This window comes from Lentzea alba (genome assembly GCF_047445655.1).
Lineage (GTDB): Bacteria > Actinomycetota > Actinomycetes > Mycobacteriales > Pseudonocardiaceae > Lentzea > Lentzea alba_A.
The window spans coordinates 39200-59336 of sequence record NZ_JAJAEG010000014.1; the positions used below are offsets into that span (position 1 = coordinate 39200).

Sequence of the window (20137 nt, forward strand, 5' to 3'; positions counted from 1 at the left end):
CCGCGGTCAGGAGCGGCGTGAGTGGTTCTTGGCCATCGACGAGGCCATCTCACGAGCCAGCGTCGCCGCTCCCACGATCCCGGCGTCGTCACCGAGCTGCGCGGTCCGGATCCGGGCCAGTGGGCGATGGCCCGCACCCGTCACGACGGCGGAGTAGCGCTCGCGGGCGTCGTCGAGGAACAGCGGCGCCGACCCCGACACCCCTCCCCCGATGACGATCACCTCGGGGTCGTAGACGTCCGCCACCAGCGCCAGCCCCTCACCCAGCCAGCGAGCCAGGTCCGCCATCGCGCGCTTGGCCAGCGGGTCACCGTCGCGGGCGGCACCGGCGACACGGCGTCCGGTCACCGCGCGCGCGTCACCAGCGGCTTCACGAGCCAGCACGGTCGAGACACCGGGGTGCTTGGCCAGCAGCTCGACAGCGGTGGCCGACAGGGCCGTGCCGCTGCAGTAGCGCTCCCAGCAGCCGTTCTTGCCGCACGGGCAGGGACGACCATCCGGAACCACACGCAGGTGGCCGAGTTCGGGAGCGACGCCGTGAGCACCTCGGAAGACCTCGCCGTTCAACAGCAGCGCGGCGCCAATGCCCGTGCCAATCGCCACCAACACGGCCGTAGAAGCCCCACGAGCAGCACCGAAGCGGTGTTCGGCGAGGGCGGCGGCGTTCGCGTCGTGTTCCAAAACAACCGGCATACCCAGCCGGTCGCTCATGCGGTCCGCGACGTCGGCCTGCCGCCACGCCAGGTGGGGCGCGAAACGGACCGTGCGGCGGTCGGAGGCGATGAAGCCCGCCACGGCGAGACCGACGGCGTTCACGGCGTGCCGGTCCGCCACCTCCTCCACGGCGGCGACGATGGCGTCTTCGAGAGCGCGTTCGCCGGCGGGCGTTGGCGCGCGTGAGGTGTCCAGCACCGAGCCACGCGCGTCCACGACGCCCGCGCGCACGCTGGTGCCACCGATGTCCACTCCGACCGTGAGCACTAGTCGGTCTTCCTTACGACCTTGATGTGCTGCACCCGCTGACCCGAGTCAGCAGGCGCAGACGGCTCAGGACCGGAAGGCGGAGCACCAGGCTCACGCAGTGCGGCACGCAGCACCGCGACCAGCCCAGCGGCGTGCTCAGCGGCCTTCGCGGCCAGCTCGGAACGGTCGCCACGCAGCAGCGCCACGCCGTTGCACAACGGGCACCAGCCGCACGTCTCGGGCGTGTGCGAGCCGTCGCCCGTCTCGGCGACGCGCTGCAGCCACGGCTCCATGCGCTCGGCGGCCGCGTCGATGAGCAGCCGCAGCTCCTCGGCGAGCTTGCCGGTGTTCTCCTGGGTCATCACAAGCTCCTGATCAACGCCACAGCGAGGGGTCGGGACGGAACCCGACCGTGACGCCACCCGAGTCCATCTCCGCGCCGGTCACGATGCAGCGCTTCAACAACGACGGCAGCGCCACCAGCCGGCGACGGCCATCGACGGTCAACGCGAGGTCGTCGCCCACGCGCGCGAGGTCCAGCTCCGTGTCGTCGGCCAGCGGCAACGCGATACGCAGCGAGTATCGGGCGTCGAGCCCACGTCCGCTGCCCGACACCTCCAGCAGCGACTGCGACACCGCGGCACCGGGCAACGGGTCCTCGGAGCCGTAGAGCTGCGAGGCGACCTCCAGCAGCGCCGGCACCCCGACGGGCTCGGACGCGCGGTGGTCGACCGTGCGGATCTCGCCGATCCCGGTCAGCTCGGCCAGCACCGCGTCCTGCTCGTGCCGGCGCGTCCGCAACCAGGTCGCGGCGGCACCACGCGCGGATCCCGGCGACGGCACCAGCCGGTTCGCGATCACGCTGTCGACCCGGATTCCCTGCAGTGCCAACGCGGTCAGCGTTCGCCGCGTCTCGGCGGCCACCACACGTTCCGGCGTCAGCACGAGCCGCACCGAGCACGAAGACGGATCGGCCAGCATGACCCGCAACGCGTCCAGCCGCTCCGCGAGCCTGCTCAGCGCGTCGGCTGTCGAGTCCCACTTCTCCACGGTCCCGGTACCCGCGACGCCCGCGAGCAACCCGCGCACCACACGGCGGTGCGTCGGGAAGAGCCGTTCCAGATAACCCGCGAACGCTTCGGGCAACGACAGCAACCGCAACGTCTCCGCGGTCGGCCCGCAGTCGACGACCACGACCTCCCACGGGCCGCTGGAAGCCAGCCGCCGCACCTCCGCCAGCGCGAGGAGCTCCTCGACACCGGGCAGCACGGTGAGCTCCTCGGCGTCGAGCTCGTCGACACCGGCGCCCGCCAGCACGGTCCGCAGGTGCCCGCGCAGCTCACCCCAGGCCTCGTCGACGAGACCGCGAGGATCGATCTGGCACGCGAAAAGCCCGTCCGCAGTGTCTACTTCGGACGGTGAAGCGCCCAGGCGAACGTCCAGGGCGTCGCCCAGCGAATGAGCGGGATCGGTCGACACGACGAGCGCCTTGCGGCCGTTCGCCGCGAGGGAGGCCGCCGTCGCGGCGGCCAGCGTCGTCTTGCCGACCCCGCCCTTGCCGGTGAAGAGCAGGACGCGGCTCAAGCCGCCTTCTCCGCGCGCTTCTTGAGCTCCTTGAGCGCGGTGTCGAGGATCAGCTTCTCGGCCTTGCGGCGGAACAGCCCGATCATCGGGATCACCAGCTGGACCGACAGCGTGTACGTGACCTTGGTCCCGGTGCCGGAAGGCGCCAGCACGTAGCTGCCCTGCTGCGCCTTCTGCATGGTGCCCTTGACGAGCTCCCACTTCACCGAGAGGCCGTCGGCGGCCCAGTCGTACTTCAGGGTGTACTCGTCCTTGACGGGACCCTGGTCGATCGCGAACCGCACCTGCTCCGCACGACCGTCGGAACCGGTGTCGAGGACCTCGACCTCTTTCATCCCGTTCGCCCAGTCCGGGTACGACGGGAAGTCAGCGATGATCGCCATGATCTTCTCAGGCGGCGCGTCGATGACGATGGACTGAGTGGACTCGTCGGCCATGACGGGCAGGTTACTCGCGTCTTTACCAATTGAGGACGTGAGGCTTGCCGCTGCGCTGGAAGTGCCCGACGTTGATGCACTCGGTGTAACCCACGCGCACGCGCCGGGCCAACGGCTGGTGCACGTGCCCGAACACCGACCAGCGCGGACGTTCCCGCACGATCTTCTCCAGAGCCGGCCGCGATCCCCACTCGGGACGGCGCGCGACGACGTCGTAGGTGAGTTCCGGAACAGCCGGTGGGATGTGCGTGCACAACACGTCGACCGGCCCCATCCGGTCCAGCGCCGCCGCCATGTCCTCGTCCGTTCGGAGGTACGGGAACCACGGCGCGTTGGGGTTGCGCACGTGCCCCGCCGGCAGGAGCCCGCCACCGGCGAAGCCGAACCGCAGCCCGCCGATCTCCACCGCTTCGCCGTCGACGACGTGCACGCCGTCGCGCACGAACTGCGGCCACAGGTGCGGACTGTCCACATTGCCCGGTGTCGCGTACGTCGGCGCGGACATCGCGGAGAACAACGCGTGGTACTGCTCCAGCACCGCTTCTTCCACCACGGTCCGGGCGTCCGCGAGACCGTCCCAGAGGGACCGGATGTAGCTCGCCGTGTCGGCGCGCTTCGTGCCGCGTCTCAGCTCGGCGAAGATCCCCACCTTCTCAGGCCCGAAGACGCGCCCGAGGATCCCCTTGGAATGGTCGTGGTAGTCCACGAAGTCGATGAGGTCGCCGAGCACGACGAGTGCGTCCGCCCCGTCACCGGCGCGCGCGAGCGCCTCCGCGTTGCCGTGCACATCCGAAACCACGTGAACCCGCACGCCTACCAACCTAGTTCAACGCGAGGGGTGGTTTGTGAGACGGACGTCGAGCAAGATCACCCGTGCGGCGGGCAGCCGGCAGGGCGGCCGTCCTCCAGAGTCAGCTTCAGTCCCAGCGCGACGGACTTCGCGTCGAGCTGACGGCGTTGCACCTCACGACGCGCGTTGCGCGGGGTGAGCGAGCCTGCGGGCGGATCGGCGCGGAGGAAGTAATGCAGCAGGGTGCCGTCGAGCATCGGCTCGAGCCAGACCTCCATGGTGCCGACGAGCGCGCCGCCGACGGTCCAGCGCAGGCCCTCGTCACCCCGGTTGGCGTACACGTCGAGCTCGAGATCCGGCCAGAACTCGCCCCACGACGATGGCGCGGCGAAGGCGGCGGCGACCACGCTGGGTGGTACCGCCAGGAAAGTCTCGTCGACGACGTCCACACTGGCCATGGGGTCAAAAGGTAACGGAAGGGCGTACCAGCCTTTGTATCGCCGGAATCACACGCTAAGTTTCCCCACCAGTAACAAATCACCGTACGGAGGTTGACGTGCGCGAGTTCAGCGTCCCCGCCACGGCCGCAGTGGCTCCGGAGGAGAACCTCACCGACATGGTGTGGGCCAACGCGGAGCGCTTCGGCAACGCCGTCAGCTTCCGCAGGCAGGTCGACGGCACCTGGATCGACATCACCGCGCGCGACTTCGCCGCACAGGTCATGGCCGTGGCCAAGGGCCTGGTCGCGGCGGGTCTCGAGCTCGGAGACCGGGTAGGCCTGGTCTCCAAGACCCGCTACGAGTGGTCCCTGCTCGACTTCGCCATCTGGGCGGCCGGCGGCGTCGTCGTGCCGATCTACGAGACGTCGTCGTCGGACCAGATCGAGTGGATCCTGTCCGACTCCGGCGCGAAGGCGGTGTTCGTCGAGGCTTCGGCGCACCGCGCGCTGGTCGACGAGGTCGTCGGGAAGCTCCCCGAGCTGCGCCACGTGTGGCAGATCGAGGGCGCGGCGGCCGCGGTCGACGAACTGACCGCCCTGGGCGCCGAGGTCACCGACGAGCAGGTGCACGAACGCCGTGCGCAGGCGAAGGCGGACCACACGGCCACGCTGGTCTACACGTCCGGCACCACGGGCCGTCCGAAGGGCTGCACGCTGACGCACCGCAACCTGCTCTCCGAGGTGCGGTCGGCGCTGTCGCGGTTCCCCGAGATCCTGACGGCGGGCAACTCGCTGCTGCTGTTCCTGCCGCTCGCGCACATCCTGGCGCGTGCCCTGGCGTTGGCGTGCGTGTACTCGCGGGTGACGCTGGGCCACACGGCGGACGTGAAGAACCTCGTCGACGACCTCGGTCAGTTCCGCCCGACGTTCGTGGTCGCGGTGCCGCGTGTGTTCGAGAAGGTCTACAACGGCGCCAAGCAGAAGGCGCACGCCGCCGGCAAGGGCAAGATCTTCGACGCCGCCGAGGCCACCTCGGTCGCGTACTCGAGCGCGCTGGACAACGGCGGTCCGGGCCTCGGCCTGCGGATCAAGCACGCGGTGTTCGACAAGCTGGTGTTCGCGAAGCTGCGCGGCGCGCTGGGCGGCCGGGCGATCGCGGCGGTGTCCGGTGGTGCGCCGCTGGGTGACCGTTTGTCGCACTTCTTCCGTGGCGCCGGCATCCCGGTGTACGAGGGCTACGGCCTGACGGAGACGTCGGCGGCGGCGTGCGTGACGTTCCGCGGTCAGGAGAAGGTCGGCACGGTCGGCCTGCCGGTGCCGGGCACGTCGGTGCGGATCGCCGAGGACGGCGAGATCCTCATCAAGGGCGACATCGTGTTCACCGGCTACTGGAACAACGAGGCCGCCACCAAGGAAGCCCTTGAGGACGGCTGGTTCCACACCGGTGACATCGGCGAGCTCGACAACGACGGGTTCCTGAAGATCACGGGCCGCAAGAAGGAGATCATCGTCACCGCCGGTGGCAAGAACGTCTCCCCCGCGCAGCTCGAGGACCGCATCCGGGCGCACCCGCTGATCTCGCAGTGCATGGTCGTCGGTGACAAGCAGCCGTTCATCGGTGCGCTGATCACGATCGACCCGGAGTTCTTCCCGACGTGGAGGGACCAGCACGGCAAGCCGGCGACGGCCGAGATCGCGGACCTGATCGAGGACCCGCAGCTGATCGCCGAGATCCAGGCCGTGGTGGACGACGCGAACAAGTCGGTGTCCAAGGCCGAGGCGATTCGCAAGTTCCGCGTGCTGCCGGTGGACTTCACCGAGGCGGGTGGCGAGATGACGCCGTCGCTGAAGCTGAAGCGCTCTGTCGTGGCGACGACGTACGCGTCGGACATCGACGCCATCTACGCGAAGTAAGAGGGTGTAATGCGCGAAAGGCCCAGGAGCTGAGAGAGAGCTCCTGGGCCTTTCGACCCCCAGCGATCGTGATCCGCGGATCTTTCCGCGGAACCCGAGAAGTTTGATGCCCCGGCCCCCCGACCGGGACGTGTAGAAGATTGCCTTACGACGCTGACGTATCGCTGACGCGCCGATGTCACTTCGCGACAGCGCGCTAATAGGCTGTCGGGTGGACGGGGATCATCCAGCCGGCACGAGGGGTAGGCAATGGCTTCGGGTCCGCAGTTCCGGCTGCTCGGCCCGGTCGAAGTACGCCTGGACGGCTCGCCGGTGGTGCTGCGGGCGGGCAAGCACAGGGCGTTGCTGGCGGCGTTGTTGCTGCGTCCGAACCGCGTAGTACCCGTGACGGAACTCGTCGAGCACGTGTGGGGTGACGCACCGCCTGCGCGCACGCGTGGAACGTTGCAGACGTACGTGATGCGGTTGCGGGCCGCTCTGGGTGATCCGTCGCTGATCCAGACCGCCGCCGACGGATACCGGATGCGCGTCGACCCGCTGGCCGTGGACGTGCACAGATTCGCTGACGCGGCTGCTCGCGGACGTGCGGCCGCCGCTCGAGATGACCTGGTCACGGCGCGGAAAGCGTTTGCCGAGGCGTTGGAGCTGTGGCGCGGGCCGGTGCTGTCGGACGTGCCCTCCGAGACGCTGCACTCCGAGCACGCGCCGCGGCTGACCGAGCTGCTCATGACGGTGCACGAACAGCGGATCGACGTCGAGCTCGCGCTGGGCAACCACGCGGACCTGGTGCCGGAGCTGTTCGCGCTGACGCGGGACCACCCGTTGCGCGAACGGTTCTGGGCGCAGCTGATGCTCGCGCTGTACCGCAGCAGCAGGCAGGCGGAGGCGCTGGAGGCGTTCCGGTCGCTGGACCGGACCTTGGACGAGCAGCTGGGCATCGACCCGTCCGTCGAGCTGCAGTCGTTGCACCAGGCGATCCTGGTGGGCGAGCCGTCGCTGGCCGCGCCCGTTGCCGCGCGTGAGCCGGAACGCGCGCCGACGTCGCCGATGCGGTTGCCGGACGACATCGCGGATTTCACGGGCCGGGCGTGGCACGTGGAGCGGGTCGCCGCGCTGATCGCGGGTGGGTCGGTGCCGATCGTGACGCTGGCCGGGCAGCCAGGGGTGGGCAAGACGACGTTGGCGGTGCACGTGGCGCACCTGCTGCGGGACCGGTTCCCGGACGGGCAGCTGTACGTCGACCTGCGCGGGTATGCGCTGGGGCCGCCCGCGGACGGGGTGGACGTGCTGTCGCGGTTCCTGCGGGCGCTGGGCGTGCCGCCGGACGAGATCCCGCCGGACGCGGACGAGCAGAGCACGATGCTGCGATCGCTGCTGGCCGGACGGCGGATGTTGCTGGTGCTGGACAACGCCTCCGCACCGGACCAGGTGCGGCCGCTGCTGCCGGGCACCGCGTCGTGCCGGGTGATCGTGACGTCGCGGGACGATCTGCGCGGGCTGATCGCGATGAACGGCGCGCGGACCGTGCCGGTGGACGTGTTCACGGCGCTGGAGTCGGAAGCGCTGCTGACGAAGCTGCTCGGGGCGGGTGACCACGCGGAGCTGGCGGCGCGGTGCGGGCACCTGCCGCTGGCGTTGCGGGTGGCGGCGGCCTACCTGGCGGGACGCGACGACGTGACGATCTCCGGTTCGCCGATCGAACTGGCCTACGCGGCGCTGCCTCCCGCGCCGCAGCGGTTGTTCCGGCTGTTGTCGCTGGTGCCGGGGCCGGACTTCACGGCGGAGGCCGCGTCCGCGCTGGCCGACGTGGACGCCGATGGTTTGTTGACGGTGCTGGCGATCGCGAACCTGGTCGTGTCAGTGGTGCCGGGGCGCTACCGGTTCCACGACGAGTTGATGCGCTACGCGGCGACGTTGCGGGAGGAGTCGGACAGCCCCTCTGAGCAGCAGACGGCGTGGACGGCGCTGTTGAACCACTACGCGCGCGGTGTGGAGCGTTGTGCCGAACTGCTGTATCCCGGCATCGTGCGGCTGCCGTCCTCCGCGTCAGGCCCCGCGCCGCGGATCTCCAGCTCGGCGGAGGCGCTGGCGTGGCTCGACGCCGAACGCCCGAACCTGACCGCCGCGATCCGCTGTGCCGCCCAGCAGGGCCCGGCGCCGATGGCGTGGCAGTTGGCCGACGCACTGCGCGGCTACCTGTGGATCGGCCAGCACGTCGGCGAATGGATGGCGACGGCGCACCACGGCCTGCAGGCCGCTCAGGCGTCCGGGCACCGGCCGGCCGAGGCCGCGATGCACGCGAACCTCGGCACGCTGTACCTGCGGCTCGGCGAGTACGCGCTGTCGGTGGAGCACCACAACCTCGCCGTCGAGCTGTACCGGGCGCTGGGAGACAAGGACGCCGAGGCGGGCGTGCTGAACAACCTGAGCCTGGTCTACCGCCGATCAGGTCAGCTGGTCGCCGCGAAGGACGCCCTCGTGCGCTGCCTGGAGATGCTGCGGTCCGCCGACAGCGTCAGCACCGGCCTGTACAACCTCGGCCAGCTCGCCGTGGAACTCGGTGAGATCGACGGCGCCGTCGACCACTTCTCCCAGGCGCTGGCTCTCGCGCCGAACGCCGACAGTCACGCCTACCTCGGCATGGCGCTGCGGCTGCAGGGGCGTTTCGCGGAGGCCCGTGCGCATCTCGAACGCGCCTTGGAGATCGGCAACGTCCCCGCCGGCGAGGCCGAGGCGCTGGAGAACCTCGCCGCTCTGGAGCACGCCTGCGGCAACGTCGAGGCCGCCCTGTCCCTGGCCTCTCGCGCGCTGTCGCTCGTGGCCGACGGAGGTGATCAGCAGGTCGCGACTTCCGTGCGGATCACGCTCGGTGAGATCCGGCGGGCGCTGTTCGACTTCGACGTCGCCGCTGAGCTGTTCGAGCAGGCGCTGACGACGGCGCGGCGGATCGGCTACGCCTCCGGTGAGATCCGGGCGTTGATCGGGCTGACGGTGGTGTGGCGCGATCTCGGCCGCGACTCCGACGCCCGCGATGCCGCCGGCCAGGCGATGCGGCGCAGCTCCGAACTGGGTTTGCGCGCCCTGGAGAACCGCGCCCGCGAACTCGTCTGACCTGCACCGATATCCAACATCCGATATATCTGGTAACCGATATCGGTGGCGACCGCTGCCAGGGTCCGACGATCCCGTCCTGGCTTCGGTGCAGCGATATATCGGATACCGGACACCGGCCATGGGATACCGCGCCCACCGATATATCGGATATCAGCTGACCGGCCACCCATCTGATATATCGGATATTGCATATCAGTTAGCTGCTCACGCTGACCGATATACGGGATATTGGATGTGGGTCAGCCGATCAGGCCTTCGAGGCGGTGTGCGAGCTGGTCCCAGCGCCAGTGGTCGCTCACCCATTCCCGGCCGGCGCGGCCCATCTTGGCCGCCGTCTCGGGGTCGGCGAGCAGCCCGGCGACCCGCTCCGCGACGTCCTCGACGCTGCGGCCGTCGACGACGTTGCCGGTGATGCCGTCGCGCACGGTCTCCGGGGCGCCACCGGATCGTCCGGCGACCACGGGCAGGCCGGTCGCCGAGGCTTCGAGGTAGACGATGCCCAGGCCTTCGACATCAAGGCCGCGGCCACGCGTCCGGCAGGGCATCGCGAAGACGTCTCCGGCGTTGTAGTGCGCGGGCAGTTCCTCCCACGGCACCGACCCCGTCAGCACGATGTCGCCGCTGCTGACGGACGCACTGGCCATCTTTTCGAGCGTGCCCCGGTACGGGCCGCCACCGACGATCAGCAGCGCCGCGTCCGGCACCGAGCGCTGGATCAGCGGCAGCGCGCGGATCAGGACGTCCTGGCCCTTGCGCGGCACGAGCCGGGACACGCACACGATCACCGGCCGGTCGCCGAGGTTGTAGCGGGCGCGGATTTCCGCGCGGGCGGAGGAATCCGGGCGGTAGAGCTCGGTGTCCACACCGGACGGCAGATGTTCGAGAGCGGCCATCGGACCGAACGCCGCCGCGAACCGCGAGCGGGTGTAGCGGCTGACGTAAGTCACGACGTCCACACCGGACCCGATGGCCCGCAACGCCTGCCGCGCCACCGGCAGCATCGACCAGCCGACCTCGTGGCCGTGGGTGCACGCCACCGCGCGGCTCAGTCCGAGCGACGGCGCCAGCAACGCGAGCGGGGCCGCGGCACCGAACCAGGCGGCGTCGCAGGACTCGGCGCGGGCGATGTCGCGGGCGCGGGCGAGGACGTCCGGCGTCGGCAGCATCAACGACGTGGGATGCCGCACGACGGGGAAAGGTTGCTGGGCGTCGAACTCCGCGGCGCCCTTCCACTTCGGGGCGTAGACGACGAGGGATTCGGCGGGCAGCCGTGTCGCCAAAGCGTGCAGGTAGGACTGGATGCCGCCGGGTCGGGGCGGGAAGTCGTTGGTCACCAGCAAGGTTCGACGCACGGAACCAACGCTAGCCGATGCTCGATCGCAGGAACTCGCGCCAGCCCGCCACGTCCACGGCAGCGGGGTCCACAGCGGACAACGACGCGTTCCGCAGGAAGAAGTCCACCACGCCCCGCTCCCCCAGCCGCGACTCCAGGTAGACCATGATCGAGTACGACTGCTGGTAAGCCAGATCACGTCCGGGACCGCTGAAACCGGCCGGCAGCGCGGACACGTCAGCGGTGAGCAGCGGTGCGGCCTGGCGGAGCGACAACCCGAGCTCGTGGAACGCCACCCAGTCCGCGAACCCCTCCACCAGCCACAGCGGGGCCGTGTCCGAAGTCAGGTCGCGCGTCGCGACGTGCGTGATCTCGTGCCGCAGCAACACGCGCAACTCCAGCGACGACAACGGCGCCGCGCGCACGCGGTTGATCACCACGCGCTGCCCGGCGCTGTCGCGGATCGCGACCCCGGCCATGTCCGCGAACGCCGGCCCGACGAGCGAGACCAGCTCGGCATCCGACGCCGGGATGACGACGTCGACGTGCCGCGACCAGCCGATATCCAATATATCGGCGACCGCGCTCACCGACTCGTCCACCAGGCCCGACACCCGCGACGCCAGCTCGGCATCGCAAGAACTGCTGGTCACAGTGCCCGCGGACACAGCAACCACAGCCTCTTTGCAATGAGGTGTTGCGGTCGACGGCAACTCACCGGCCGGACGCAATGCAACGCCGAGGCCCGCCACGAACGTCGCGGCGACCAAGAGCGCCAGCAACGTCCGGAGAGCCTTCACCGGCGCAACGCTAGCCCTCGATGCGCCGAATCACGGCGATGGGCCCGATGGCGTCGATCGGCGCGATCTTCACCGGCTGTCCCTCGGTGGAGGCGTGCACGGCACGCGCGTTGTCGACCGCCATGGCGACGTGAGACCGGCTCGCGTAGTAAATGATCAGGTCGCCCGCACGCACCTCGGACCGCGACACCGCGCGCCCGACCCCGGCCTGCCCGCCGGAAGTGCGCGGAATCGTGAACCCGGCCGCCGCGTAGGCCTTCATGGTCAGCCCCGCGCAGTCCCACCGATCCGGTCCGGCAGCGCCGTACTGGTAGTCGTCCCCGCGCCGCGCCAACGCGAACGCGAGGGCCACCCCCGCGGTCCCGGCGGGCACGCTGATCGCGGAACGGTCGCCCGGATCACGCAGCCGCGTGACGACCGGCGCCGGCAGCCGCGTCAAGGCCGCCCGCACCTCGGCGATCTGCCCCTGCAACGCCCGGTTCCGCGCGTCCAGGTCGCTCTTCAGCCGCTCGGCCGACGACGTGGCCTCAGCGGCCCGAGCGCGCGCGTTCTCCGCCACCTGGTGCGCCTGGCGGGCCTTCTCGACCGCACTGGACAGGCGGGCCAGCGAGTCGGCCTTGTCGGCCGCCAGCACCCGCATCATCTCCAGCCGGTTCAGGAAGTCCTGCTGCGAGTCCGCCACGAGCAGCGCCGACAGCTGGTTGAACCGCGCACCCTCGAACGACGCCTGGGTGATGAGGTCGACCTGGCCGCGGAAGCCGTCCTCGTCGGCCTTGGCCTGCCGCTCGATCTGCTGCGCCGACGCGACGTCCGCGGTCGCGCGTTCGAGCTCGGCTCTCCGGAGAACCAGATCCTCCTGCGCGCGCAGGACTTCCTCGTTCAGCTTTGTCGCCTGCGCTGTCAGATCGGCGTACGCGCGCGCCGGATCAGCCGGCTGTGCCGCGAACGACACGGCCGGAAGAACGGAGAACAGCAGCGCAGTGACCAGGACACCGCGGGTGAGTTTGCGCGACAGCACGTCGCCGATCCCCTTCGCGAGAACAAGACCGTCAAGATCGACGGGCGTCAGGCTACCGGGTGATCAAACGCGCCCGAGACGGGCCAGCAACACAGCGGACGGCACCGGGTGTGCACCACGCCGGCGCACCGAATCCGCAACGGCGCGATCCGACGTCACCACCACCACGGGCCGCCCCTCGGGCTCCGCGGTGACCAACGCCCGAATCACGTCATCTGCCAGCACACCGGGGTCACTGAAGAGCACGCGCACGCCGCGAGGAGCCGCCGCGGGCACGGCCACCACCCCAGCGCCGTCGAACACCAACGTCACCTCAGCACCCGTGCGCGCCGCCAGAACAGCCAACTGGTGCACGAGCCGATCACGTTGATCCGACAGCGACAGCTCCGGATAGCCGGTCTTCGTGACGTTGTAGCCGTCCACCACCAGGTGCACCGCAGGCAACGCCAACAGCCGATCCAGGGCCGCCGGGTCCTCCACGCGTCCAACGGCCCCCTGCGACGCACTAGCGCCCCGCACGAGGTCGGCAGGACGTGGTCCGGTGCCACCCAGTGCCAACTCACGACGCAACCCGGTCACGGCGCCGTCGAGCGTGTCCACGAGCAACGCGAGCCGCACCTCGTCCGCCTGCCGGGCCTCCCGCGCGGACTGCCGCGCGACCTCGGCGTCCGCGATCGCGCGCTGCGCCTTGCCCCGCTCGGTCTCGGCCCGTTCCCGCTCCCGGTCGCGCTCGGCGGTGATGCGCTTGACCTCGTCGGCAGTGCGTTCCTTGATCTTCTCGACCTCGGCGGCCGCGGCCTCGGCGGCGTCCTTGGCCTCACGCAGCTTCACGCCCTGCTCGCGCAACCGCTTGCGCAGGCGTTCCAGCTCAACCTCGGCATCGGCGCGGACGCGTTCGGCGGCGCCGTCGAGCTGGCTGCGTTCGGTCCGCAACCGCTCCAGCTCGGCTTCCTGCCGTTCCGCCCGCACCACCGCGGCGTCCCGCTCAGCCCGCAACGTCGCGTCGCCGACCCGTCGCGACACCAGCTCCACGTAGTGCAGCGCGACCTCGTCACCGGTCAGCACGGCCGCGGCGGCGGCCGTCACCGGATCCGGCGACGTCACCTCCAGCGTGGACGGCCGGTTCTTGCGCAACCACTCCACGACGGCCGTGCGGAAGTTCGCGGAGTCCCGCAGTCCCGCGACGACCTGCGCGCCACCCAGCCGGGCCCGTTTGGTCGGGGCGAACTTCGCCACCGGCCGCAGGTGCTGGGGCACGTCGACCTTCGCCATCTCCCCCAGCGCGTCTGCTCCGAGCTCCGCCAGCCTCACCCGCAACGGCTCCGGCAGGCCCGACCAGTCCACAGTGGACTCGCCCACCTCCTCGGCGGGCTGGTCGAACTCGGGCTCGGGCATCGGGTCGGGCACCGCTACAGGCTAGAGCCCCCGCGCTTGAGCAGCGCACGGACATCTCCGACCTCCGGAACACCGATGTCGGAGAAGATCGCCAGCGCCTCCTCCCAGGCACCCTCGACCCCGTGTCCGAGCACCACCAGTGAGCGGGCCTCACCGAGGCGGCAGCCGTTACGTCGATGCAGGTCAACGGCTTCTCGGGCGAACTTCAGCGCCCGTTCGACGTCGCTGGAGAGGTGTAGAACAGCCAGTGCGGTCAGGGCGGTGCCCTCGATCAGGCCATATCCGTGCTGACGCGCCATGGCCAACGCCTGATGGAGGTGCTCGGCACGTCCGGTCGCCCGCCCGAGCCCCGCGAGCGCCTGCGCTTCTCCGTGCCGATATCCAATACGTTGCGCAATGGACACCGCGCGGCGGTACTCCTCCTCTGCCGCCGGATCCCCCAGCCTCAGCAGCACCGCACCGATGCTGTGCCGCGCGTCGACCTCACCGCCGGGGTCGTTCACCTCCAGAGCGATCCGCAGCGCCTCACGCCCCGCCTCCACCGCGAGGGCGAACCGCCCGGCCTCCCGGTGCACCGCCGACAGGTCGTCGAGCAGATAGGACTCCAGGCCGCGCTGCCCGAGCTCCCTGATCTCCCGCAGCGACTGCTCCACCGCCACCAGCGCCTCGTCCAGCCGGCCCTGGTCGCGCAGCGCACAGGCGAGCTCGCCCAGCGGCCGCCCGGTCTTGGTGCCGATCCGCTGGTAGATCGCGAACGACCGCCGGTGATGCGCCTCGGCGTCCAGGAGCCGGCCCTGCAGCCAGCACGTCGAGCCGATCTGCGACAACGCCTGGGCCTCCCGGCGCGGCAGGCCCGCCTCTCCGCTCAGCCGCGCCACCCGCAGGTAGCACTCGGCGGAGCGGTCGATGTCCCCGATCTCGCGGCAGACGTGCCCGAGCACCGTCAAGGCGCGCAGCGTGCCTGCCAGCCAGTTCTCACGTTCTGCCAGTTCGAGCGCCTGTTGTGCGAACACCAACGCCTCGCTCGACCGGCCCGAGTACATCCGCCCGATCGCCTCACTCGCGAGCACCGCCGCCTCACCGCGTACGGTTCCTTCCTGCCGTGCCGCGGCAAGACCGGCTTCCCTGACAACGGTCCAACTCGCGTGGTCACGGCGCGCGGAGAAGAAGCTGTGCACCGCGTCGGCCATCCGCCACGCCGAAGGGCCGGTCGCCGCGACCGCCACCAGGTTCGCCTTCTCGGCGTCCAGCCAGGCCAGGGCCTCCGCGGCCGTGTCGAACGTCCGCCCACCCTCCGTCTCGATCAACACGTCGTCGGCGGAATAACACGTGCGCGAGGCGTTCGCTGCGGAGGCGCTGTGCCACAACGCGAGCTGTGTGCGGAGTGCGTCGATCTCCTCCTCTGTCAGCAAGTCACGCGCGTACAGCCGCACCAGATCGTGCAGGTGGTAGCGATCACCTTGGCGTTCCACGAGATTCGCCGTGACCAGCTGGTCCAGCTCCGGATCGTCGACGAGCAACGCCGCAACCTCGGCGGTGAAGTCGTGCCCGGCAACGGCACCGAGTTTCCGGAACAGTTCCCGTGCGCCAGAGGAAAGCGAACGGAACGAGAGGTCCAACGCGGCACGCACGGCTAGACGTTCGTCTTCGTCGACGCTCAACGCCGCGAGCCTGCTGCCTTCTTCACGCAAGTCCTCGACGAGATCCGCGACCGATCCGGCTACGTTCGCCGCCGCGATCCTCAGCGCGAGCGGCAGATGTCCGCAGAGCCGCGCCAGTTCGGGCAGCTCGGGCGCGTCGCCGAGCATGCCGCGCAGCAACGTGATCGCTTCCTCCGGTGCCATCACGTCCAGCAGCAGCGGCCACGCGTCCAGGCCGGTGAGCCGGTTGCGGCTGGTGATCACCACTCGGCAGCCGTCGCTCTCCGGCAGCAGCGGCGCCACCTGACCGGCGCTCGCCGCGTTGTCCAGCACGACCAGCATGCGCCTGTCCTGCAACAACATCCGGTACAACTCGGTCTGCTGGTCCAGCCGCTGCGGGATGCGCGGACCGGCGATCCCGAGTGCTCGCAGGAACCGTGTCAGCACGTCACCGGGCGGCAGCGGCGGTGTGTCCGGGTCGAAGCCGCGCAGGTTCGCGTACAGCTGACCGTCGGGGAACTGCTCGACGACGCGATGCGCGTGATGCAGCGCCAACGCGGTCTTGCCGACGCCCGCCGCGCCGTCGATCGCGGTGATGACGACCGTTCGGCCGATGGCCTCCAGCTCGGCCAACGCGGACTCGCGGCCGGTGAAGTCCGGCAGGCCCGCGGGAAGCTGATGCGGCACAACGCGTTGCGCCGGCTCAACCGCGACACCGGCTCGCAGCTCGCGCGGGCGTTGCCGGTGCGGATACCGGTCGATCAGGTCGTTGAGCGCGACAGAGACATCTTCTCCCATGCGCAGCCGGCGTTCGAGGTGGTCCTCGACGACCTCTAATCGTTCCTCCTCCAACGCGGCGCGCACGTCGCTCCACGGCGGCGTGGCCGGTAAGTCTGCGAGCGGTTCCTCCTGCCACAACGCCAGAGCCGCCTCGAACAAACGCGCTGCCGCCGCGTCATCGGTCAATGCGCGCGCGTTCGTGACGAGCTGGCGGAAATGGTGCAGATCGACGTCATCCGGCCCTGCTTCGAGCACGTAGCCGTCGCCCTGGGTCGAGACGACGATGCCGTCCAGCGCCTGCCGCAACCGGAACACGTGCTGATGCAAGGCATTGAGGTGCCTGGGCTTCTCCTCCGCACCCCACATGGACTCGATCAGCCGTTCCGAACGCACCACATGGCCGGGTTGCAATGCCAGCGCAGCGAGCAACGAACGCTGCCGAACGCTGAGGCTCAACCCGGAAGGTCCCAGAAGCGTGATCCGCACGATGGCGAGGTTAGCGCCGAAAATTGTCAGACCCCGTCGCTAACGTCACTCCGGTGACCGGTCAACTGACCTTCGACGAGCTAGGCACGCCTCTGCGCGACACGACGTTCGTCGTCTTCGACCTGGAGACGACGGGTGGCAGCGCAGAGGAGGACGCCGTCACCGAGATCGGCGCGGTGAAGGTGCGCGCCGGCGAGGTGCTCGGCGAGTTCGCCACGCTCGTCGACCCCGAGCGGGGCATTCCGCCGCAGGTGGCGCAGCTGACCGGGATCACGCAGCTGATGGTGATGGGCGCGCCGCGGCTGCAGACGGTGCTGCCCGCGTTCCTGGAGTTCGCGGCCGGAGCGGTGCTGGTAGCGCACAACTCGGGCTTCGACATCGGGTTCATCAAGGCGGCCTGCGAACGCTACGGCTACCGCTGGCCGAAACCGTCTGTGGTCTGCACGGTGAAACTCGCGCGGCGCGTGCTGAGCCGCGACGAGGCCCCGTCGTGCCGGCTGTCGGCGCTGGCAGACCTCTTCCACACCTCGACCCGGCCGACGCACCGCGCGCTGGCCGACGCCCGCGCGACGGTAGAGGTGCTGCACTCGCTGCTGGAGCGCGTCGGCAACGTAGGCGTGCACTCGCTGGAGGAACTGCTGGCGTACCTGCCGGAGGTGACGCCAGAACAACGCCGCAAGCGCTCGCTGGCAGCGCACCTGCCGTCCACGCCGGGCGTGTACATGTTCCGCGGCCCGAAGGAAGAGGTGCTCTACGTCGGCACGGCCTCCGACCTGCGCCGCCGTGTCCGCCAGTACTTCACGGCCAGCGAAGGCCGCCGCAGGCTCCGCGAGATGGTGGCTCTCGCGGTGCGCGTCGACGCCGTGGAATGCGCGCATCCGCTGGAGGCCGAGGTGCGCGAACTCCGCCTGCTGCGCGCACACCGCCCGGCCTACAACCGAAGGTCGAAGAACCCGCACCACGCATGGTGGCTGGTGCTGACCGACGAGCCCTTCCCCCGTTTGTCGCTGGTCCGCAACCCACGCGACGGCGCGCTGGGCCCGTTCCGCACGCGCCAGGCGGCCGAGTCGGTGGCGAGCGCACTGCTCGACGCCGTGCCACTGCGTTCGTGCACGATCAAGATCCCGGCAACGAACCAGCGGGCATCCCCGTGCGCACTGGCCGAGCTGGGCAAGTGCCAGGCACCATGCGCCGGCCGCCAGACCGTGGAGGAGTACTCCCCCGCAGTCGTGGCCGTGCACGACCTCGTCGTAGGCCGCAGCGCCGACCCCTTACGCACCCTCATCGCACAACTGGGCAACCTGGCCTCAGCCGAGCGCTTCGAGGAGGCGGCAAACCGCCGCGACCGCCTAGCGAGCCTCGTCCGCTCGCTGGACCGCGCCCAACGCCTGGCAGCCCTGGCCGCACTCCCCCAGCTCGTGGCAGCCCGCCCAGACCGCGAGGGCGGCTGGGAGTTCTCCGTGGTGCGCTACGGCCGACTCGCCTCAGCCGGGGTGGCCCGCCGGGGCACCCGCCCGATGCCGGTCGTCGACGCCCTGGTCGCCTCAGCGGAAACCGTCGTGCCGACCCCAGGCCCGCTGCGAGGCGCCCCACCCGAGGAGGCCGGCGTGGTGCTGCGCTGGCTCGACCAACCCGGCACCCGCCTCGTGTACGCGGACGAGCCGTGGTCCTCCCCTGCCGGTGCCGCTGCGGCATGGGTGCCGTGGGCTGAGCAGGCAGCGGGCGCCCGCCCACTGCACGACCGCTGGAACTGACCGGCGCCGTGCCGCGCTAACTCGACCGACCCCGCACCGTCTCGTGCACGCCGACGAACCGCGGTCCCCGCCCACCCGTGCCGCAGCGACGTAGGTGCCGTCGGCCACGCACACAGCGGGCACTCGCCCACTGCACGCCCATTGGAACTGACCGCGCGAACCTGCCCGCGCAATTTCGACCAACCAACCCGCATCCACCTCGTGGACGCCGACGAGCCGTGGTCCTCAACCGCCGGCGCCGCAGCGGCATGAGTGTCATGGGCCGAGTGAGCACATGTCGCCCGCCCACCTCGTCCACCCCGAAGAGCCGCACCACATGACCGCCGAAACCTGACCCGCGACCCGCCCGCGTATCCACCCTTGCAATGAGTCTTTTGACGACGTCATCAAAAGACTCATTGCTAAGCAGCAGGTCAGCGGTATGAGCCGACGCCGATATATCAGTTCGGGGGGAGGCCAAGCGATATATCAGTGCCAGGTTCACGACCCCTGAGTGACGTGCACGCGGCGCGACACGGAGGTCAGCAGCGCGTAGAGACCGGCCGCCAGGACGCCGCCGAAGACAGGCGCGACCAGGTACACCGGCAGCTGAGCCCACGCCGGGTCGCCGCCGGCGAAGGTCAGCACCACATCTGGGCCGAACGTGCGGGCGAGGTTCACCGACGCACCCGCGACAGGACCGAACGCGAGGATCTGGGTAGCGAGCGCCAGCCCGATCCCGACGCCGTGCAGACCCTTCGGAGCGTTCGGGTTGACCGCCAGTGCGAACACCGCGGTCACCAGGATGAATGCACCGAGCGCCTCGGCGATGACAGCCTGCGTCACGCTGACCCCGGAGCCGAACGCCGTCGCACCCAGACCGACCTCGATGGCGCGCGAACCGTGCACGAGGTGTGCGAGCGAAGCGGCCAGGACGCCGCCGACGAGTTGCGCACCGACGTAACCGGGCACCTCGCGCCACGGAAGACGTCCGGACACGGCCAGCGCAACGGTGACGGTCGGGTTGAAGTGCGCGCCGGAGATGGCGCCGAACGCGTAGATGCCGGCCATCAGCGCGAGGCCGTGAGCCAGCGCGACGATGAGCAGGCCGGAGGGCTCGTTGCCCGCCGAGACCACGGAAACAGCAGCGGAGATGCCGAACAGGCAGAGGATGGTCGTACCGGCCACCTCGGCAATCAACTTGCGTGCGAACACGGTTCACCTCATGGGAAAGGGAGAAAATGAGGGGTCCTACGCTCGCAGCGACGTCTCCACGCCAGCGATCAGCCGGTAGGGCAGACTACGGGTGCTTTAGTTACCCGTGCTGAGACCAGAGGAGGACGACGTGGTCACCGCCATCGTGCTGATCCAGGCCGCCGCCGAACGCATTCCCGAGGCGGCGCAGGAGATCGCCGACATCGACGGCGTCACGGAGGTGTACTCCTGCGCAGGTGACGTGGACCTGATCGCGCTGGTGCGGGTCAGCAAGCACGAGGATCTCGCCGCCCTGGTTCCCGGCAAGATCAGCAAGGTCGCGGGCGTGCTGAACACCGACACGCACATCGCGTTCCGCAGCTACTCGAAGCGAGACGACGAGGCCGCGTTCGCCATCGGCCTGGATGACGCGCAGTAGTCGCGACTCAGCCACGAACGGCACAGCGCCCGGAATCATTCGGCGCAACCGACGTAACGAAAAGCCCCCGTGATGGTT

At 70.0% G+C, this 20137-nt stretch carries 16 protein-coding genes; 4 read left to right on the plus strand and 12 right to left on the minus strand.

Annotated features, from left to right (window positions below):
* Positions 1 to 6: 6 nt before the first annotated feature.
* From LFM09_RS23445 to LFM09_RS23470, 6 genes are read right to left on the minus strand one after another with little or no spacing between them, the layout of a single operon-like run.
* Positions 7 to 966 carry an ROK family glucokinase gene (locus tag LFM09_RS23445; RefSeq protein ID WP_414098880.1) on the minus strand — a complete coding sequence of 320 codons (960 nt, stop codon included), beginning with the start codon at positions 964 to 966 and terminating at the stop codon, positions 7 to 9.
* Positions 967 to 980: 14 nt separating this feature from the next.
* On the minus strand, positions 981 to 1325 hold the full coding sequence (locus tag LFM09_RS23450) for a hypothetical protein (protein ID WP_414098676.1): 345 nt from the start codon (positions 1323 to 1325) through the stop codon (positions 981 to 983).
* Positions 1326 to 1338: 13 nt separating this feature from the next.
* A complete protein-coding gene (locus LFM09_RS23455; RefSeq protein WP_414098677.1) occupies positions 1339 to 2547 on the minus strand; it encodes an ArsA family ATPase in 1209 nt (402 codons plus the stop codon).
* Complete coding sequence (locus LFM09_RS23460; protein WP_086667148.1) at positions 2544 to 2984, minus strand: SRPBCC family protein; 441 nt, start codon at positions 2982 to 2984, stop codon at positions 2544 to 2546. Before LFM09_RS23460 ends, LFM09_RS23455 begins: the two co-directional genes overlap by 4 nt.
* Before the next feature lie 22 nt (positions 2985 to 3006).
* A complete protein-coding gene (locus tag LFM09_RS23465; RefSeq protein WP_414098678.1) occupies positions 3007 to 3795 on the minus strand; it encodes a metallophosphoesterase family protein in 789 nt (262 codons plus the stop codon).
* Positions 3796 to 3851: 56 nt separating this feature from the next.
* Positions 3852 to 4232: a polyketide cyclase / dehydrase and lipid transport gene (locus LFM09_RS23470; RefSeq protein ID WP_414098679.1), complete on the minus strand. Its 381-nt coding sequence runs from the start codon at positions 4230 to 4232 to the stop codon at positions 3852 to 3854.
* A 98-nt stretch (positions 4233 to 4330) separates the two neighbouring features.
* Between LFM09_RS23470 and LFM09_RS23475 the strand changes: the two genes are divergently transcribed.
* Positions 4331 to 6127, plus strand: coding sequence for an AMP-dependent synthetase/ligase (locus tag LFM09_RS23475; protein ID WP_414098680.1), 1797 nt, complete (start codon positions 4331 to 4333; stop codon positions 6125 to 6127).
* A 249-nt stretch (positions 6128 to 6376) separates the two neighbouring features.
* Positions 6377 to 9238, plus strand: a complete 2862-nt coding sequence (locus LFM09_RS23480) for a BTAD domain-containing putative transcriptional regulator (protein ID WP_414098681.1) — start codon at positions 6377 to 6379, stop codon at positions 9236 to 9238.
* Positions 9239 to 9480: 242 nt separating this feature from the next.
* On the opposite strand, the gene LFM09_RS23485 is transcribed toward LFM09_RS23480, so the two are convergent.
* The 5 genes from LFM09_RS23485 to LFM09_RS23505 all read right to left on the minus strand — a co-directional run bounded on the left by LFM09_RS23485 (position 9481) and on the right by LFM09_RS23505 (position 16693).
* Entirely contained in the window at positions 9481 to 10593 is a 1113-nt protein-coding gene (locus tag LFM09_RS23485; protein WP_414098682.1) for a glycosyltransferase family 4 protein, read from the minus strand.
* A 10-nt stretch (positions 10594 to 10603) separates the two neighbouring features.
* A complete protein-coding gene (locus LFM09_RS23490; protein ID WP_414098683.1) occupies positions 10604 to 11374 on the minus strand; it encodes a hypothetical protein in 771 nt (256 codons plus the stop codon).
* A gap of 10 nt (positions 11375 to 11384) precedes the next feature.
* Positions 11385 to 12392, minus strand: coding sequence for an NlpC/P60 family protein (locus tag LFM09_RS23495; RefSeq protein WP_414098684.1), 1008 nt, complete (start codon positions 12390 to 12392; stop codon positions 11385 to 11387).
* A 63-nt stretch (positions 12393 to 12455) separates the two neighbouring features.
* Positions 12456 to 13787, minus strand: a complete 1332-nt coding sequence (locus tag LFM09_RS23500; protein ID WP_414098881.1) for an NYN domain-containing protein — start codon at positions 13785 to 13787, stop codon at positions 12456 to 12458.
* 14 nt (positions 13788 to 13801) lie between these two features.
* Positions 13802 to 16693, minus strand: a complete 2892-nt coding sequence (locus LFM09_RS23505; protein ID WP_414098685.1) for a tetratricopeptide repeat protein — start codon at positions 16691 to 16693, stop codon at positions 13802 to 13804.
* A 53-nt stretch (positions 16694 to 16746) separates the two neighbouring features.
* On the opposite strand from LFM09_RS23505, the gene LFM09_RS23510 reads away from it, so the two are divergent.
* Positions 16747 to 18447, plus strand: coding sequence for a DEDD exonuclease domain-containing protein (locus LFM09_RS23510; RefSeq protein ID WP_414098686.1), 1701 nt, complete (start codon positions 16747 to 16749; stop codon positions 18445 to 18447).
* A gap of 480 nt (positions 18448 to 18927) precedes the next feature.
* Here LFM09_RS23510 and LFM09_RS23515 read toward each other — a convergent pair whose 3' ends face one another.
* On the minus strand, positions 18928 to 19641 hold the full coding sequence (locus LFM09_RS23515; RefSeq protein WP_414098687.1) for an MIP/aquaporin family protein: 714 nt from the start codon (positions 19639 to 19641) through the stop codon (positions 18928 to 18930).
* Between the two features lie 130 nt (positions 19642 to 19771).
* On the opposite strand from LFM09_RS23515, the gene LFM09_RS23520 reads away from it, so the two are divergent.
* Positions 19772 to 20059 carry an Lrp/AsnC family transcriptional regulator gene (locus LFM09_RS23520; protein WP_045309335.1) on the plus strand — a complete coding sequence of 96 codons (288 nt, stop codon included), beginning with the start codon at positions 19772 to 19774 and terminating at the stop codon, positions 20057 to 20059.
* The last annotated feature ends 78 nt before the right edge of the window (positions 20060 to 20137 follow it).

Bases quoted from the DNA above. Each gene is read 5' to 3' on its own strand.
- LFM09_RS23450 (WP_414098676.1), bottom strand. From the start codon at position 1,325: ATGACCCAGGAGAACACCGGCAAGCTCGCCGAGGAGCTGCGGCTGCTC.
- LFM09_RS23460 (WP_086667148.1), bottom strand. From the start codon at position 2,984: ATGGCCGACGAGTCCACTCAGTCCATCGTCATCGACGCGCCGCCTGAG.
- LFM09_RS23470 (WP_414098679.1), bottom strand. From the start codon at position 4,232: ATGGCCAGTGTGGACGTCGTCGACGAGACTTTCCTGGCGGTACCACCC.
- LFM09_RS23480 (WP_414098681.1), top strand. From the start codon at position 6,377: ATGGCTTCGGGTCCGCAGTTCCGGCTGCTCGGCCCGGTCGAAGTACGC.
- LFM09_RS23500 (WP_414098881.1), bottom strand. From the start codon at position 13,787: ATGCCCGAGCCCGAGTTCGACCAGCCCGCCGAGGAGGTGGGCGAGTCC.